Source organism: Kitasatospora humi, assembly GCF_020907985.1.
Taxonomy (GTDB): Bacteria; Actinomycetota; Actinomycetes; order Streptomycetales; family Streptomycetaceae; genus Kitasatospora; species Kitasatospora humi.
The window spans coordinates 103537-119558 of the sequence record NZ_JAJJPA010000018.1 but is presented as its reverse complement, the minus strand read 5'-3'; the positions used below and the strand labels follow the sequence as shown (position 1 = coordinate 119558).

The window sequence follows — 16022 nt, the reverse complement described above, 5'->3', positions numbered from 1 at the left end:
AGGCCCCACCACCCACCCCGTTGCCGAACCGGACCGATCGAGCCCCATGACATCCACATCCGCCAAGTCCGCACCCAGCCGCGAACCAGCGCCACCGGTCTACGTGAAGGTCCTCCTGGCCGGCGCCGAGCACGACACCGCCGCGCTGCTGCAGGCGGTGAGCGACGAGGAGCCGCTGCACGTCCAGGAGTACGCCGGTCTCATCAGCGAACCCGGCTTCGCTCCCGGGGAGAAGAGGATCACAGCCCTGATGGGCAGCATCACCGTGGGGGACACGGTCATGCTGCTGTTCGCCCTGCCCGCCGAGCCGCAAACCTGGGCACGCTGGAGCGACCTGCTGCACGATGCCGCCGCCGGTCTCCTGGTCACCGGCACCCGCCCGCCGGCTGGCGCCGACCTGAGCGCCCTGAGGATCTTCGAGCAGTACGCGGTACCCCACCTGATCGCGCTCACCAGTCATCCGGACCGTGCCACCGACGAGGCGCCGAGCCCTGACGGTGCGGGACCGGGCCTGACCAGCCTGCCCGTCCACCCGCTGGAAGTCGGAGACCGTGCAGCACTCCTGGCCCTGCTGATCGAGGCCATCGACCAGCACCCCACCCCGGTAACGCCGAGCAGCCCGCAGGAGGCGCCCCGCATGCAGCCCCGCTTTGACGGCAGCCCCCAGCGGCTGGAAGCCCCGCACCTGGTCGGAATCGACACCGACGGCTCAGGCATGCCCGGACTGGCCGAGCTGCTGCTGGCCCGCGGCGCCCGCGTCAGCGGCTCCACCAACGCACTCGCCGAAACCGACAGCGCCGGCGCGCTTCGCGGCCTGGGCGCGGTCATCAACCACGAGCCCGGCCCCAACCTGATGCGCGCCGATCGAACCGCCGTCATCTGGTCCGGGCACGCCACCAAGGCCGAGCGCGCCGAGCTGGAGCGTGCCCAGCTCATGGACATCCCGGTGCTGACGTTCGCCGAAGCGATCGGCTACCTGGCCGCCCGCTCACGCACAGTCGTGGTGGTCGGCAGCCACAGCACCGCTACGGCCACCGGGATGCTTACCAGCGCTCTCGGCTACCGCAACCCCTCCTGGGTGCTGCGCCGACCTGTGGCCGGGCGGCGGCTTGGCCACCACAGTGGCGGCGACCTGCTGCTCGTCGACCTCGCGCAGGAAACCGACCTTGCGCACGCCACCACGGTCAGCATCATCACCGCGGCCACCACCCAGCCCCACCAGCGCGCCGACGAACTGGAGGAGTTGGAGGGGCTCGCCCGCCGTAGCGAGGCCGTCGTGCTGCCCATCTGGGAGGCCGGGACCGCAGAGCTGGCCTCCCGGCTGGCTGAACACCCTGGCCCGCGGGTCGTGACCGTCGGCCAGGCCGCCACCGCCCAGGTGCGGATCCTGGATGCGCGCTGGGACGGGCGCACCGCCCGGCTGCTGCTGAAGGGCCTGGACGGCGTGGAGTACACGCTGGCCGTGCCGGTGCTGGGCCGGCACCAGGCACACATCGCTGCCCTGGTGTTCGCCGCTGGGCAGCTCCTGAACGCCGCACCTGTGGACCTCGCCGAAGGGCTCGGCGCTTTCGCCGGCATCACCCGCTCCCTGGTTGTCGCCGGACACCGCAGTGGAGTTACGGTGTTGGACTCCATCGCTCAGCATCCCACCGAGCTGGCCCAGGACTTGGCCGCAGCCCGCGCGCTGACGGCCCACGGGGGCCGTGTGATCGCGGTGCTCGAGCCCACCAGTTGGCTCACCTCGCTTGCCTGCGGGGCCGAACTCGGCCGCCAGCTGGCCGCCGCCGACCATGCCTTCCTCCTGCCCGTCCACGACCCGGCCACCGGAGCACACCCCGGCTTCTACACCGGCACCCCCGCCATCGCCCGTTCCGCCGCCGCGCACGGACTGGCAGGTCACCTCCAGGTCGTCGACAACACACAGGCCGCGATCAGCGAGCAGTTGGATCAGCAGATCGCCGCCCAAGCCCGCCCGGGCGACGTCATCGCCGTCATCGGGACCGGCTACACCACCCACCTCGCCCCACGCCTTCTCGCAGCCCTCGGCAACCCCGCCCGCAGCACCTCAAGGACCACCAGGTGACCACCGCTATCGGCCCCCACCGGCCCCTGACCGCACCGACACTGACCGACGACCAGACCGCCTTACTGCGTCTGCGCGCCGCCGGTCACACCCGTGCCCGCATCTCCCGCACCCTGCACACCTGCGACAGCCAGATCACCAAGCACCTCAATGCTGTTCAGACCGCCCTGGGTGCCGACTCCCGCGCCCAGATGATCGCCTTCGGGCTGCTCCACGGAATCCTCAACCCGGGGCAGGTCATCACCCGCCAGGTCGCGCAACCCATCTGCCTGACGCCCCGCCAGCGCCAGGTCCTCGCCGTCTACGCCGGCGGTGGCAACGACCAGGACGCGGCAGCCTCCATGGGCATCAGTCCAAGCACGGTGAGGGAGTACGCCAGGGCCCTACTGCGAACCCTCGGAGCCAGAGACCGAGCGCACGCCGTCGGCCTCGCGCTGGTCTACGAGGTCCTGCTGCTCAGCGAGCTCGACCCCGATCTTCCACCTGTCACTCTCGCCGAGCACACCAAGACCCGCGGCCCCGCTGCGGCAGCCGACAGCCCAAGCCGGAGTCGAACCGGCGTTCGCACGATCGGGTGACGCCGGCACGAAGCAGCCTCGGCGCCGCCGAACTGCCTGCCACCATCGAGCCTTCCGCTGTCAGCGCCGCCCCGACCTCACGACACCAGGAGTCCCGGATGCTCAGCCTGCGCCAGGCCGTCAGCACGATCGTCCACGACCAGAGCACGAACCGGGTGGTCACCATCCACTACGCGAACGACAGCTGGTCCAAGGAGCCCGCCTGGACCATCCCGGGCGGCAAGGCCGAGGAAGGTGAGAGGCTGGACGAGGCAGCGGCCCGCGAAGTGCGCGAGGAGACCGGGCTGATCGTGGCGCCGGCCAACCTGCGCCTGGTGCACACCATCCAGGTCCGCGAAGGCTGGGACGGCCAGGGCCCGTTCCTGCTCAGCGTGTTCGCCACCACCAACTGGTCCGGCGAGCCCGTCAACACCGAACCCGCCAAACACCTCCAGGTCAGCTGGTCACCAGTCGCCGCCCTGCCGATGCCCATGTTCCCTACCTCCCACGCCGCCCTGCGCGCCTACCTGGACGGCGGGCGCGGATTCTCCACCCACGGCTGGGACGAGCCGGCTGACCTGCGCGCCCTGGTGCGCTCGTGACCGGCGGCGAGCACACGAGCGACGAGGCCGCTACCACCGCCACCGGCGAGGCCGAGAACGAGGCCGTGTCGGAGAGCGAGGAGCTGCTGTTCGGCGGGCCCATGCGGTACTCGGCCGGCTGGGCCAAGCACGAACTCGCCTCCGGCGAGGTCTCGTTCCTCTCCGTGGCCCGACAGTTGCCCGGGCTGCTGCGGCTGGCCGGACGGATGGCTTGGCTCGCCGACCGCAGGGCCATGGTCGTGCTGGTCGGCGCGGAGCTGCTGCGAGGTGCCGCCGCAGGGGTCGTGCTCCTGGCCACGAGCCGTGCGCTGCGCGCGCTCCTTGGCCATGGCGACGTGGGCCAGGTGCTGCGGGCGGCGATCCCAGCGATCGTCGTGGCTGGAGCCGTCGCCGCGTTGTCGGCGGTACTGGCCGCCGCGTCCGAGTGGGCGTCCGGCCGACTGGAACCCGCGGTGTTTCGCGGCGCAACGAGTAGCTTCCTCGAGGCGGTGGTCCGCTCCGAGCAGGAGGCCATCGAGGACCCCGAGTTCCTGGCCCAGGTCGATGCCGCCCGCTGGGGCGCCCTGTCGATCCAACGCCTGGTCGGCCAGGCCACCGCAGTGCTCTCCGCCAGCTTCTCCCTGGCCTCCGCCGCCGGCGTGCTGACCGTCCTGCATCCCGTGCTGCTGCCGATGCTGCTGCTGATCTGCGCCCCGCGCGGCTGGGGCGCGGTACGCACCGCACGGCGCCGCTACGCCTCCACCCGGGCGTGGCTGCAGCACTCCCGGGCCAGCACCGCGCTGGCGGACATGCTGATCCACCCCTGGTCGGCGGCCGAGCTGCGGGTGCACGCAGCCGGCGCGTTCATCCTGCACCACTACGAGCAGATGTCGCTGGCCGCCGAGCAGGAGCAGGCCCGCCTCGCCGGGGCGAAGGCCCGTACCGACCTCGCGGCGGCCGCGCTCTCCGGACTGGCCTCTGCAGGGGCGTTCGTGCTGCTGGGCTGGCTGGTCGTCAGCGGCAGCATGGCCCTGGCAGTGGCCGGTACGGCGGTGGTGGCGATCCGCTCCGGCGCCGCGAGCATCAGCGGTCTCGTCACCCAGATCAACCAGCTCTACGAGCAGGCGCTCTTCGTGCGTGACCTGGCCGACCTGCAGTGCGAGGGCGAGCGCCGTGCCATCCCCGCCGGCGGTGTGCCGCTGCCCGAGCGGGTCGGCGAGATCCGCGTGGAGAACCTGAGCTACACCTACACCGGCCGGGACGAGCCCGCCCTCGACGACGTCTCCCTCGTCCTGCCGCGCGGCGAGGTCGTCGCCCTGGTCGGCGCGAACGGCTCCGGTAAGTCCACGCTCGCGCACCTGCTCGCCGGCGTCTACCAGCCGACCCGGGGCCGGATCCTGTGGGACGGCACCGATGCCGGCGCTGCCGACCGCGACCAGCTGTTCGCCTCCGTGTGTCTGCTCGCCCAGAACTTCCAGCGCTACACGCTCACCCTGCGCGCGAACTTGCTCCTGGGGAGGCCCGAAGTCCACCTGGAGCAGCACCAGTTGGACGCCTCCGCCCGGCACGCGGGCCTGGACGAGGTGATCGCGGAGCTACCGCGCGGCTGGTCCACCATGCTCGGCAAGAGCTTCGAGCGCGGCGTCTCCCTCTCCGGCGGCCAGTGGCAGCGCGTTGCCGAAGCCCGCACCCACCTGCGGCTGACCACCCCCGGCCCCGACGGGCGGATGCCGCAACTGGTGATTGTGGACGAGCCGACCTCCGCCCTCGACCCCAACGCCGAAGTCGCCGCGTTCGGCCGGATTCGCGCGCTCACCGAGCTCGGCGTCACCGTCGTGCTGATCACCCACCGCCTAGCCGCCACCGCGAAGGCCGACCGGATCTACGTCCTCGACCGGGGCAAACTCATCGAGCACGGCACCCACCAGGACCTGATGTCCAGCCAGCCCGACACGACGTACCGGCAGATGTATCTGCTCCAGGCCGAGCAGTACCAGACCGACGTGCCCCACCAGAGCACCCGCACCAATGCCGCGGGCGTCACCACGTCCTGAACTCGACCATCTGCCAGGAGAAAGGACAAGGCGCAGCCTCCCATTGGCGCGCGATCCGCACCGCCTGCCGCCGTGACATGGCATCCCGCCTGTCCCGGTGCCGACCGACCCGACTGCAAGACCCACCGAGGGATCCCGATGCGCCAGTTCATGAACCCATCCCGTCTCTGGGGCAGTTTCGGCGGGCCCGACGAGGACTGGGTGCGCCCGCACGTCCTGTGGCTGCCACAGGACCAGCCCGACGTGCTCGGCTACTTCGCCCGGTTTCGGGAGATCACCGCTCGCTACCCGGACGTGATCTCCACGGTGGACCCCGGCGACCTGCACATGACGGTCCAGAAGATCCACCCGCAGACCGCGGACGGGCAGCGGGTGGACGACGGCATGCTCAAGGAGGCGGCCGTCGCGGTGCAGCGAGAGCTCGCTGACTTGCGGCCGTTCAGCGTCGAGATCGGCCCGGCCCGCGCGTCCGGCTCCGCGGGGATCGTGGAAATCTGGCCCGAGCAGCAGCCGGCCGAGCTGTACCGGCGGGTGCGCGCCGGCCTCACCGCTGCCGGGCTGCAACTGCCGCCCGCCGAGGAGCACTACTGGTGTCACATGACCTGCGGCTACGGCGTTCAGGACACCGACACCCCCGAGCTGGCTGCCCGCTCCGATCGTCTGGCCTCCGAGCTCGGCCGGGCCATCCGGCCGGGCATCCGTGCCAGTGCCACCGTTTCGAGTGTGTGGCTGGCCTGGGAGCGCCAGCACCCCGACCCGGTCCGCTACACCGTCGACCGCGTCCACGAGCTGTTCCTCGGGCAGCTCTGACCACGGCGGGGCCCGTGCCTCCGGACGACCCAGGCCCCCGCACCCGCATCCGCACGAGGAAGAGGTTGAGCATGGAGCGGTTCATTCCCCAGTACCAAGGCACGCCGTGGATCGACGGTGCTAGCGTCCTGCACGTCTACGCATGCCCGCAGCTGGAGCACGAGCCCGCGTTGGCCCGGCTGGTCGGCGCTTGCCGCGACGCAATGCGCCCCTTCCCGATCACCGTGATGGGCGACGACACGCTGCACTGCACGATCGAGATGGTCGCCGACACCACCGCCGACAAGATCAGCGCCGAGGAGCGGGGCGCTCTCGTCGCCGCTCTGCGCGAGCACGTGGCCTCCATCGGGCCGGTACAGGTCACGCTCGGGTCTCCGATCGCCAACCGAACCGGTGCGCTCCTGGACGTGGCGCCCGACGAAGGTCTGCTCGCGCTGCGGGAGCGTGTGCGCGAGGCGATCCGCTCGGTGCGCGGGCCCGGCGCGTTGCTCCACGACGGCGGCCGACTGCACGTCTCGCTCGGCTACTCCTGGGCGGAAGGGTCCTCCGACGCGCTACAGACCGCCCTGCGGCAGATCTCCCCCAGCCACGCCGTCGTGCGATTCACCGACCTGCACCTGCTCGACGTGCAGTTCCAGCAGCGCCCCCGCGCGAACGGCGCCAGCGCCTGGGAGCTCTCGTGGCAGCCGGTGGCGACCATCGCCCTGCCCGGTCCCGCCGCAGGGGATCCCCAGGGCACGTGATCGCGCCGGACTGATCAGGCCCGCGGCAGGGCCAGGCCGCCGCGAAGCCGGTCGCTGCCCCGTCCGGGTGTTGGGCTGCGGCTAGCCTCGGGAATCACCGTCACCGAAGACACCGACGAGGGGGAGCAGATGAGTTGGACCAGTGATGCGCTGCGGCAGGCGGCGTGGTCGGCGTGCGTCGAGATGGCGACCCGCTCGCCGATCGCACCCCGGACCGAGGCGGCCGAGGCTCCGGGGCAGATCCTTCACGACGCGCGGACGCTCACCGAGCAGCTGACGGCGGTGTCCGTCGCCGGGCCGCCCGCGCTGCTGGCCCGCACCGTCACCGGGGCCCTCGAACAACTCGCCCCCGTCCTGGCCCTGGCGGAGCAGTTTGAGCAGTGGAAGGCCGGACAGCCGACGACGCACGCGGTGGGCGGATCGGACTTCACCTGGCCGCTCTACCCCGACCTGGTGCAGGCCTTCGAGGCGACCTTCCCGGTGCTGCACAGCGCCTACGCGGCACTGGAGCAGGCCGCCCGCACCGAGGCGAGCGCCGGCTGGCGGACGCTCGGCAGCGAAATCCTGCACCGAGGTCGGCTGACGCTGCACCGTGACCAGGTCGTGCGGCCCGACGGCGAGCCGGGGACCTACGAGTACATCGATGTCAGGGACGCGGTCAGGGTCATCGCCATCAACGCACTGGGGGAGATCGCCCTCGTGGAGGACGACTTCTACCTCCAAGGCCGGCGCGTGGTCCACCTGCCCGGCGGCGGCATCGAACCGGGCGAGGCCATCGAGGCGGCCGCGGTGCGGGAACTGGAGGAGGAGAGCGGCTGGCGCGCCGGCCGGGTACGGAAGATCGGTGCGATCGATCCGCTGCCCGTCTCCACCCGCGCCGTCACCCACCTCATGCTGGCCACGGCCCTGGAGCCCGGCCAGCTACACCGGGACCCGACCGAGGCTGGGATGAGCGTGCACTGGGAACCCTTGTCGGGCGCCGTGGACCTGGTCACCACCGGAGCCATCCGCGAAGCCGGCAGCGTCGCAGGGCTCCTCCTGGCCGACCGGCTTTCCCGGATGCAGGCTCGGTGATTCGGGACTGCGATGCCGGCGCCAACCACCACTGCCACGGCGGCACCGCGTGGGATGCCCGGGCTCGTCGGCTGGCCGCCGCATCCCAGCCCCCATCGGCCGTCACCGTTTCCATCCGGTTCCACACTCACGTGCTGCACCGCCTGCTCATCGGAACTGACCGGCGACGAGTGGCCACTGCTGGACCTGCTCGACGCCATGGACAGCGCTCTCTGCACCTGACCCCCATCGGACCTGCCCCTGCGAATACTCGGCTCGGCCGTCGGACGGACGAGACCGGCCGACCACGGAGGATCACCCCATGCGCTTTGCGAGCTACAACCTCTTCAACCTCGGATCGGTGAAGACCCGTCAGGAGCAGGATCGCTACGACCTGCTCGTCCAGGTGATCCGCGACCTCGACCCCGATGTCCTGGCCGTTCAGGAGCTCATCGGGCGGACAGCCGAAGCCGCCGCAACCGTGCTGTGGCGGCTGGCGGACGACACCGGTTTGGACTGTTTGGCGGTCCGGCCCCACGACGACAGTGCGCCCACTCTCTCCCTTGCGTCCAGCACCCACACCTTCCACACGGCGGTGCTGTGGCGGCCGGGAATCGAACCCGTGCGCGGCGGCTGGCGCGGCTACGACGGCGGGGTGGACTTCTGGCACTCGATGGCCACCGTCCTGCTCGATGTCGGGGGCCACGGGCCGGTCAAGTTCGCCTCCTACCATGGCGACCCGTTCCGAGGGGACTTCCGCTATAACGAGGCCCGGCGCGTCCACTCGGCGTTCCGAAGCGGTGTTCTGGGCGTGGTCGGATCGGACTCCAACTCGATCTCCGCCGACCGCCGCCTGGACGGCGCCTACTATGACGCCGACCCTTACACCGAGCAGGATCATGAGTGGCTGGAGTACCAAATCCTGTGGCGGGACAACCCGGACGACCCTCCAGTCGCCGACCGTCGCGCCGGCGAAGTCCTGCGCCGCGGCGGCCTGCTGGACGCCGCTGCCGTCCTGGACGCGCCGTGGCAGCCCTCGGCCGGCCACTGGACCGACGAGAACGGCGACCCGGACATCTGGGGCGAGCGCCGGATCGACCACGCGCGCGTTACCCGGAGCCTGGCCCCAGCACTGCGCGAGCACCGGATCGTGCGCACCGCACAGTCGCTCGCGGCCTCCGATCACTGCCCCGTGGTCGCGGAGCTGGACCTTTACGCGCTGGCGGATGCCGTCTCCACCGAGGAGCAGCGGTGATCCGCCCGGGCGGGCAGTCGGACGCCGTGCTCGGCGTCGCCGATGCAGGACGCTACGGCCTGTGGGCGGCATCTGGAGTTCTGCTGCCCACCGCAGAAGGCCGGTTGCTGCTGGTGCGGAACGGCTACAACCCCGATCGGCCGATCTCGCTGCCCGGCGGTGGGATCGAGCGCGGCGAGAACCCCAGGCAGGCAGCGGTGCGCGAGGTCCGCGAAGAGCTCGGCATCACCGTTGAGCTGACGGGTCTGGCTGGCATCGACTGGGCTCTGTGCAGCGGACGGCCACCCGTCGCCGCCTTCCTGTACTGGGCGGCCCCGGTGACCGGCGAGCAGCTGTCGGCCATCCGGCTCCAGGAAGCGGAGATCACCGGTTACGGCCTGCTCGACCCCGGCCAGGTCAGGGCAGCTCTGCCCGAGCAGTTGTCACGGGGGGTCGCGGCCTGCTTGGCCGTCGGCTCAGCCGGGCTGGCGGTCGAGTTGGAGGACAGCTGGCCCGTAGGTGTGACCGCCGACCTGCCCTCCCACGGCGATGCAGGCCGGCCGCCCGGCGGTCAGCAGCAGGCTCAAGCGCTGGTCACAGACTCAGGCCGACGGACGGAACTGCTGCTGGACCCGGCCACCTACGCCGCGACCCGGCCCAGGATCATCGCCTCCGCTCGCCAGCTCTTCACCGACCCGCACGGCCGGGTCTTGCTGGCGCGATCGGCTGGCCCCGACCCGGACCACTGGCTGTTGGCCGGCGGCAAGGTGGAGCCCGCTATCGAGATGCCCCGGCAGGCCGCGCGCCGCGAGATCGCCGAGGAACTGGGCTGGGACCGCACGCCGGGCCAACTTTTGGCCTTGGACTGGTCCAACCCGGCGGGCGGCGGCCCGGCCCGGCTCGCCTACATCTTCGACGGCGGCACCGTGAGCGCCGACGACCTCGCCAGGATCCGGCTGCAGCGTAGCGAGTTGGCCGAGTGGCGGATGTGCACGCTCCCCGAAGCCGAGACTCTGCTGGCTCCCCGCTCGGCAGCACGCGTGCGCGCCTGCCTGACTGCCCGAGCGATCGGCGCAGGCCCGGTCGAACTCTTTGATGGCCGCCCCGCCGGTTCGCGGTAGCTTCGGTGTTCTCCCCGACAACCGGGTCCAGGGCCGGTAGGGTGCCGAACAGCTCAGGAGGGGAGGGCTCGTGGACAACGCGTACGAGGTGGCCACTGAGGTCGCCGCGCAGGCCGGATGGGCCGGCGAGGTCCGCGTGCAGTCCTTCGGCGCCTTCCAGGCCCGGATCGTGCAGGACACCGGAGGCTGGTGGATCGGCCTCACCAGTCCGCGCAACCCCGACAGCGGGACGGCTGACTTGGCCGCCGGCCGCTGGGAGGATGGCCGGCCCACCGATCCGCTGGTCCGCAGCGGGCCGCTGCCCTACAACTTCACCGAACTGGTCCTGGTGGCGAAGACTCTGGTGCGTCACCTCGCGACGGGATCGACGCCCGGCGCACAGGTCCACACCGACAGCGGTGGGTACCAGATCGACGTGCTGCCGGAGGTAAGGCAGCTCGTTGCGGCGGTCGGGCTGATGAAGGTCACGGCCGCCGTGGTGGACCCGGGAACCAAGGCTCCGCCGCTGGTGCGCCTTCAGGTGCTGCCCGACCCTGAGCCCAAGGGTCAGGAGTGGGACCCGGCGGCCAGTGTGCTGACCACGGTGGTCGCCTCCGCCGATTCGACGGCCGACCAGGCGCGGCAGCTGGCCGATGTCGTCGCACTCGCAGGAGCGGAGTCCGCGTCCGACGACAGCTGGATCAGCCCGGCCCTCCACCGGTTCCCGAACGCCGGCGCGCTGGCCCAGCCGACCTCCTCCGGCTGCCGAGTCCTGATCACCCGTGCCCGCCGCCGCCCCGACGCCGGCGACTTCGATCCCGAGCGAGACCACCTTGAGGTCGAGCTGCGCGGTGAAGCGCCGCCGCAGTGGGCCGCAGCAGCGTTGTTCGCGTGGATGTACTGGGACTGCGCCCGCAGGCGCCAGGCCCAGGTATCCGGACCGCTGGAGCTGGCCTTGCCTCCGGCTGGCGCGATCGAGCTGGTCAGCCCGGGCGGCACGCGCGCAAAGGTCAGCATCGGCCCAGCCCGGGTGATCCCATGCTGACCACACCAGGCGGCCACGTCTCAGCGCTCGCGCGCAGCGGCGCCTCCCCGGGCGCAGGACGCGAGGGAACGCACTCGTGCTGATCGAGGCGGCCTGGTGCGAGGTGCAGCCGGTGCTGCCCGTCGCGGGTCCGCTGCACCTGCAGCTGGCCCGCTACTCCACGGGCTTGGTACCGCGCGAGCACGCCCGCCTGTCCAGCAGCTACTTCGGGCTGACGCTGATAGGCGTCGCGCCGCCGCCGCACGGCACCCCGGAGGCGCTGTGGTGGGGCACCTCCCCAGATGCCCAGGCCACCGCGGAGAACGCCTCCGTCGTCGTCACCCACGCCGCCGGCCGCGACCCCCAGGTAGTACTCGGCGACCTGATGATCCATCATCCGGGTTGCCTACTGGCGGGGGTAGTCATCCAGCCAGGCCACTGCCTGACAGGGGTGCGCCGCAATCCGCTGGCCGAGCGGGACATCGTCTTCGCGGACGTCATGACGGTGACGGGGCCTGCGCGGGAGGCAAGTGAGGGCCACCTGTACCCGATGGCGATCTACGGGTGGATGCAGTGGCTGGCACACGAGCAGAAGCGGGCCGGCGGGACCCCGAGACTGATCACCCTCCCGCCGCCACCGCATGACCTGGTCCTGGTCGATGCGTTCCTCCAGGAGCCGTGCCCGCTGACGGTGACCGATGCCCGGCAGGTGCAGTGGCCGTGGCCGCCGCCGAAGCGGCCGATGTCCTGGATCGAGGACAGCGACCTGCCGTGAACCGGAACCCGCGCCCGGCGACGCTCAGTAGGTAGGCACACCAAGACGTAAGGAACGTCCAGCTCTACCGTCGCCCCTTGCTGGCCCCATCCGCGGGGGCCCGACGGAGGAGACCCGATGACGGATTTGATCGTCACGCCAGACGACGTCGCCGTTCGCCTCGGCTACCCCACGCCGCTCAGCGACGCGGTGCGGCAACGCGTTGAGACGGCGATTGTGGACGCTCAGGACGCGCTCGAATCGCATCTCGGCCGACCACTGACCCCAGCCGAGTACACAGAGTTGGGTGTTCACCCCGATTCCAGCGGCAGCGGCTGGGTGCTCAAGCACACTCCCGTGCGGCTCGTCCTCTCCGCGACGCTGGACCCGAATCCGGGACCGGCCTCGCTCCGGGAGTCCAGCTACACCGTGAAGTACCTCGGCGGCATCGATGCCCGGACCGACCCCGATACCGCCCCCCTCCGCCTGTGGCTGCGCGCCACCGCGTGCGCCCACCCGCTTCTCTCCGATGCCCCGGCACGACAGCGCCGTGTGGCCTCCGCCTCCGTGGAGGGCCAGTCCGTCACCTACGACACGGGCACCGACGCGCCCGCCTTGCTGGCGCCGCCGGCTCTGGCGACGGTCGATCGGTGGCGCGTGCGCGGGCGCCGCGCCTACCAGGCCCCGGTCAGGCCGGCCCCGCCAGGCCTGATGGTTCCCGGCATCCCTGGCACGGGCGGCCTGTGATGGCCGTCGTACTTGCGGACCGGCTTCTCGGAGTGAAGACCCGCGGTGCTCCAGGGCTGGACGCCTACGGCGACGAGGTGACCGGCCAGCTCGGGCCGCTGCTCGGTCCGTGGCCTGGGCGGGCGCTGCCCCAGTCGGACGGCAGCTGGCACCTGTCGCTGGACCCGCAGGCCGGGGTGCTGCTAGTCGGGGACGTCATCGTGGAGCCCGCCACCGGAAGCGAGTGGACCGTGCTGGCGGCTGACCAACTGCGCAACGCCGCCGATCCCTCGCTCGCGTACGTGCGGGCCAGCGCCCGGCCGCGGATCACCGGCGGTACCTGCCCGGAGGGACACCGCTGATGGCGCGACTCGATCTGCCCGATGACCTGGCAGCCCGCCTCGTCCCGCTGCTTGCCCGCCAGGTCGAGCGCCTGGCCGAAGAGGTAGCGGTCGAAGCCCGGCGTCGCGCCCCGGCTGGCAAGACCTGGCGGACGGTTGAGGACGGCAAGGCACGGCCCGACCACCAGGAGCTCGACGGTCAGACCCTCCCTGCCCCCGTGCTCTTCCAAGTCGGCGACGCCACGATGACCGGACCGCGCGACCCGAACGGTCCGGTCGAGGAGACCGCCAACTGCCGCTGCTCGCTGATCGAAGACCCAGAGGCCGTGGCCGACGCGATCAGCAGCGGAAAGGCCGCCACCCGCGGAACGCGCACCAGCGCCACCGTCAGCTGCTCCTTCCCGCACATCGCCGAGGCCGAGTACAGCCATGGCGAGGGAGGGCACTTCATGAGCGGCGCGGCCTCGCAGGTTGCCGCACGGCAGCGCTGATCGCCACGCGCACCGCGGCTTCAGCGCCGTGGTCCGCGCAGATGCGCTGCCCCAGCGGGACGCAACCAGCCCCGCCTCCCTACGGTCAGCTCGTTCCCCAACCCCTCGACGAGAAGGGCATCACCATGGCCGCTGACACGATCTCGATCACCCTGGCCCACCATCTGCACCGCGATGGCGCCGATCTGCTGCCCGGCACGGTGATCGACGTGCCACTCCAGGAGGCCCGACAGCTGATCTCCTCCGGGTACGTGGCCGGCGCCGACCCCTCCGACCCGAACTCCGTCGCTCGTGCACTGGGGCCGACGCCGGCTTCGGTGCGCGCGGCGGCAGGCGGCAAGGCACCGGCCGAGCCCGCGCGGGCCGAGTGATCCGGCCGTGCTGGACGCCGAACTGCTGGCAGTGAACTGGCTGTCCGCCCACGAGGAGCTGACCGCGGTGTTGGGCGGGCAGGGTCGGGTGGGAGCTCGCAACACCCCGCCCTACCCTCGGATCCGCCTCGCCCAGATCCCGGGAGGATCGGTGCCCGGCTGGAGGTGGCTGGGCACCTTCCACCTCCAGGTCGAAGCGCTGGGGGAGCTGGACCGCACGACGCCCCGGCCACTGCTGCACACGGCGTTCAGCACGGCGGTGAAGGCGCTCCACCAGCTGCCCTGCCGCCCGCCGGCGGCAGGGCAGCCTGTGGTGACGGCGGTCCAGGCTCTGTCGGCCGGTGGTTGGCTTCCGGAGCCGACCGGGCAGGGACGCTACCTCGGCCTGGTGGCGCTCACCGCTCACCCCGCGCAGCCCGGGTAGAAGGGGGTTGTGCAAATTGCGCGACAGGCTCACGCGCGGGATGGCCCAGGCCGCCGCTGGTCGGCGGATCCGGCGCGACGCTACGGATCGGCGCACCTTACGGTCCCGCGAGAGTGAGAGCCGGCCCGCGTGAAGGAGTAGCCCGTGCCCGCCGAGAGTGTGTTCGTCGCCCAGATGGCGCGCCTGTACCTGGCTGTGCCGGGCACCGTAGCCCCCGCCGATCCGGTCACCGCGATGGCGGCCGGCTGGAAGGAGGTAGGGCTGTTCCAGCCCGGCTCGCTGGAGTGGAACACCGAGCCGAAGTTCGAGGAGGTGAAGTCCCATCAGCTTCAATACGCCGCTCGCACCATCCAGACGGAGGATGCCGCCTCGCTGAAGGTGGAGCTTCAGGAGTGGAACTCCACCAACATCGTCGCCGTCTACGGCGGCGGGCAGGTGACCTCGGTGACGCAGAACAGCAAGACGTTCTACCGGTTCAGCCCGCCCAAGGTCGGAGGCCGCTCCCAGTTCACCGCGGTCGTGGAGCTGATCGACGGCGCCAAGCACTACCGACGCGTCATCCCGCTGTGCGAACAGGTCGCCTCGGTCAGCCAGAAGTTCCCCAACGACAAGGAGTCGACGTTGCCGTTGGAGCTGAAGGTGATCGGCGGGGCGGCCGGTGACCCCTGGTACGACCTGACGGACGACCCGGGGTTCGCACCGGCAGCCTGACCAGGCCAGCGGCGGCAACTGGCTGTGCCCAAACTGCTGTTCCAGCCGTACTGTCGGAGACGTGGTCCGGGTCCCCCGCCCCCTGGGGACCAGGTCCGCTTCCACGATGCCCCAGCCAGAGCGCGCACCCTGGCTGGGGCACCGTCATGTCCCTGTAAAGGAAGCATCGATGGTGGCGAGCGCAGGAAGGCTTTCGGCCACGCTTACAGGGGTGCGCCGCGCTGGCAGCCTGGCTGGTCCATAACCTCCTGTGAGGCTTGGCCCGGCGGGGCCATCAGCGGTGTGCTGCTGACGGGCCGGCGCGACGCTAACGGCGGCAACTCCTACGGTCTTCGGCGATCACCCGCCCGAACGACGGTAGGAGTTGCCGATGCCTGGGATCGACCTGGACACCGCGCGTGCCCGCCGCCTGGCTGCCGCCGCAGCCAAGGCGCTGGCCGCGAAGGCCGAGTACACGGTCGGAGAGGAACCGATCGTGCTCGGCGGGGTGCAGGTGGCGGTGCTGCCGGCGGAACTGCCGCTGGAGGTTTGGCAGCCGCTGATCGGCATCCCGTATCTGCCGCTACTTCTCCGCAAGTTGGTGGAGGCCGCCCAGTCGAAGGGCGAGCAGCAGGCCGAGGCGGCCGGCCTGGTGGTCGACGTGCTCGGCTCGGAGCCGACGCTGCCGGCTGACCTGGTGGCCGCGGTGGGGGAGATGGGCCGGCGGCTGCTCGGGGCGGACGGCTACGAGCAGCTGATGGCGGCTCGGCCCAGCCACTCAGACATCGTGGAACTGGTGCGCTACGCCTGGTCGAAGTACCTGGGCGGGGGTGCGGGCCTGGGGGAACTCATCGCGCCCTCCGCGACGCCTTCGAGCGGTGGGACGACCTCGAATCCGACCTCCAGCGGTTCTACGGGCTCGACGCCCGAGGAGTCTGGCTCCGCCCCGGTGAGCTCGGCTTCGTCGGCACCCGCCGCCTCCTGAC

18 protein-coding genes are annotated in these 16022 nt (G+C 71.4%); all 18 read left to right on the top strand.

What is annotated here, in order from left to right:
- Positions 1-46: 46 nt before the first annotated feature.
- The 18 genes from LN042_RS19065 (at position 47) to LN042_RS18980 (ending at position 16021) form a co-directional block, all read left to right on the top strand.
- Positions 47-2083, top strand: coding sequence for a Mur ligase domain-containing protein (locus tag LN042_RS19065; RefSeq protein ID WP_230052471.1), 2037 nt, complete (start codon positions 47-49; stop codon positions 2081-2083).
- A complete protein-coding gene (locus LN042_RS19060) occupies positions 2080-2661 on the top strand; it encodes a helix-turn-helix transcriptional regulator (RefSeq protein ID WP_230052470.1) in 582 nt (193 codons plus the stop codon). The genes LN042_RS19065 and LN042_RS19060 overlap by 4 nt, the downstream gene beginning before the upstream one ends.
- A gap of 98 nt (positions 2662-2759) precedes the next feature.
- Entirely contained in the window at positions 2760-3242 is a 483-nt protein-coding gene (locus LN042_RS19055; protein ID WP_230052469.1) for an NUDIX domain-containing protein, read from the top strand.
- Complete coding sequence (locus LN042_RS19050; protein ID WP_230052468.1) at positions 3239-5275, top strand: ABC transporter ATP-binding protein; 2037 nt, start codon at positions 3239-3241, stop codon at positions 5273-5275. Before LN042_RS19055 ends, LN042_RS19050 begins: the two co-directional genes overlap by 4 nt.
- 150 nt (positions 5276-5425) lie before the next feature.
- Complete coding sequence (locus LN042_RS19045; RefSeq protein WP_230052467.1) at positions 5426-6085, top strand: 2'-5' RNA ligase family protein; 660 nt, start codon at positions 5426-5428, stop codon at positions 6083-6085.
- 71 nt (positions 6086-6156) lie between these two features.
- On the top strand, positions 6157-6828 hold the full coding sequence (locus LN042_RS19040) for a 2'-5' RNA ligase family protein (protein ID WP_230052466.1): 672 nt from the start codon (positions 6157-6159) through the stop codon (positions 6826-6828).
- A 129-nt stretch (positions 6829-6957) separates the two neighbouring features.
- Positions 6958-7902 (top strand): NUDIX domain-containing protein, encoded by a 945-nt coding sequence (locus LN042_RS19035; protein WP_230052465.1) that lies wholly within the window; start codon positions 6958-6960, stop codon positions 7900-7902.
- A gap of 301 nt (positions 7903-8203) precedes the next feature.
- On the top strand, positions 8204-9136 hold the full coding sequence (locus LN042_RS19030) for an exonuclease/endonuclease/phosphatase family protein (RefSeq protein ID WP_230052464.1): 933 nt from the start codon (positions 8204-8206) through the stop codon (positions 9134-9136).
- Positions 9133-10236: an NUDIX hydrolase gene (locus tag LN042_RS19025; RefSeq protein WP_230052463.1), complete on the top strand. Its 1104-nt coding sequence runs from the start codon at positions 9133-9135 to the stop codon at positions 10234-10236. The genes LN042_RS19030 and LN042_RS19025 overlap by 4 nt, the downstream gene beginning before the upstream one ends.
- Positions 10237-10306: 70 nt before the next feature.
- On the top strand, positions 10307-11260 hold the full coding sequence (locus LN042_RS19020) for a hypothetical protein (protein WP_230052462.1): 954 nt from the start codon (positions 10307-10309) through the stop codon (positions 11258-11260).
- A 76-nt stretch (positions 11261-11336) separates the two neighbouring features.
- Positions 11337-12014: a hypothetical protein gene (locus tag LN042_RS19015; RefSeq protein ID WP_230052461.1), complete on the top strand. Its 678-nt coding sequence runs from the start codon at positions 11337-11339 to the stop codon at positions 12012-12014.
- 117 nt (positions 12015-12131) lie between these two features.
- On the top strand, positions 12132-12740 hold the full coding sequence (locus LN042_RS19010; RefSeq protein ID WP_230052460.1) for a hypothetical protein: 609 nt from the start codon (positions 12132-12134) through the stop codon (positions 12738-12740).
- Positions 12740-13081: a hypothetical protein gene (locus LN042_RS19005; RefSeq protein WP_230052459.1), complete on the top strand. Its 342-nt coding sequence runs from the start codon at positions 12740-12742 to the stop codon at positions 13079-13081. The genes LN042_RS19010 and LN042_RS19005 overlap by 1 nt, the downstream gene beginning before the upstream one ends.
- Positions 13081-13551 (top strand): putative phage head morphogenesis protein, encoded by a 471-nt coding sequence (locus tag LN042_RS19000; protein ID WP_230052458.1) that lies wholly within the window; start codon positions 13081-13083, stop codon positions 13549-13551. The genes LN042_RS19005 and LN042_RS19000 overlap by 1 nt, the downstream gene beginning before the upstream one ends.
- A gap of 125 nt (positions 13552-13676) precedes the next feature.
- Positions 13677-13922 carry a hypothetical protein gene (locus LN042_RS18995; protein WP_230052457.1) on the top strand — a complete coding sequence of 82 codons (246 nt, stop codon included), beginning with the start codon at positions 13677-13679 and terminating at the stop codon, positions 13920-13922.
- Between the two features lie 7 nt (positions 13923-13929).
- On the top strand, positions 13930-14346 hold the full coding sequence (locus tag LN042_RS18990; protein WP_230052456.1) for a hypothetical protein: 417 nt from the start codon (positions 13930-13932) through the stop codon (positions 14344-14346).
- Positions 14347-14490: 144 nt separating this feature from the next.
- Complete coding sequence (locus LN042_RS18985; protein WP_230052455.1) at positions 14491-15057, top strand: phage tail tube protein; 567 nt, start codon at positions 14491-14493, stop codon at positions 15055-15057.
- Positions 15058-15427: 370 nt separating this feature from the next.
- Positions 15428-16021, top strand: coding sequence for a hypothetical protein (locus LN042_RS18980; protein WP_230052454.1), 594 nt, complete (start codon positions 15428-15430; stop codon positions 16019-16021).
- The last annotated feature ends 1 nt before the right edge of the window (position 16022 follow it).

Excerpts from the sequence above, each read along its gene's own strand:
- LN042_RS19000 (WP_230052458.1), top strand. The coding sequence starts at position 13,081 with ATGGCGCGACTCGATCTGCCCGATGACCTGGCAGCCCGCCTCGTCCCG.
- LN042_RS19010 (WP_230052460.1), top strand. The coding sequence starts at position 12,132 with ATGACGGATTTGATCGTCACGCCAGACGACGTCGCCGTTCGCCTCGGC.
- LN042_RS19045 (WP_230052467.1), top strand. The coding sequence starts at position 5,426 with ATGAACCCATCCCGTCTCTGGGGCAGTTTCGGCGGGCCCGACGAGGAC.
- LN042_RS19035 (WP_230052465.1), top strand. The coding sequence starts at position 6,958 with ATGAGTTGGACCAGTGATGCGCTGCGGCAGGCGGCGTGGTCGGCGTGC.
- LN042_RS19005 (WP_230052459.1), top strand. The coding sequence starts at position 12,740 with ATGGCCGTCGTACTTGCGGACCGGCTTCTCGGAGTGAAGACCCGCGGT.
- LN042_RS18995 (WP_230052457.1), top strand. The coding sequence starts at position 13,677 with ATGGCCGCTGACACGATCTCGATCACCCTGGCCCACCATCTGCACCGC.
- LN042_RS19055 (WP_230052469.1), top strand. The coding sequence starts at position 2,760 with ATGCTCAGCCTGCGCCAGGCCGTCAGCACGATCGTCCACGACCAGAGC.
- LN042_RS19040 (WP_230052466.1), top strand. The coding sequence starts at position 6,157 with ATGGAGCGGTTCATTCCCCAGTACCAAGGCACGCCGTGGATCGACGGT.
- LN042_RS18980 (WP_230052454.1), top strand. The coding sequence starts at position 15,428 with ATGCCTGGGATCGACCTGGACACCGCGCGTGCCCGCCGCCTGGCTGCC.
- LN042_RS19065 (WP_230052471.1), top strand. The coding sequence starts at position 47 with ATGACATCCACATCCGCCAAGTCCGCACCCAGCCGCGAACCAGCGCCA.
- LN042_RS19030 (WP_230052464.1), top strand. The coding sequence starts at position 8,204 with ATGCGCTTTGCGAGCTACAACCTCTTCAACCTCGGATCGGTGAAGACC.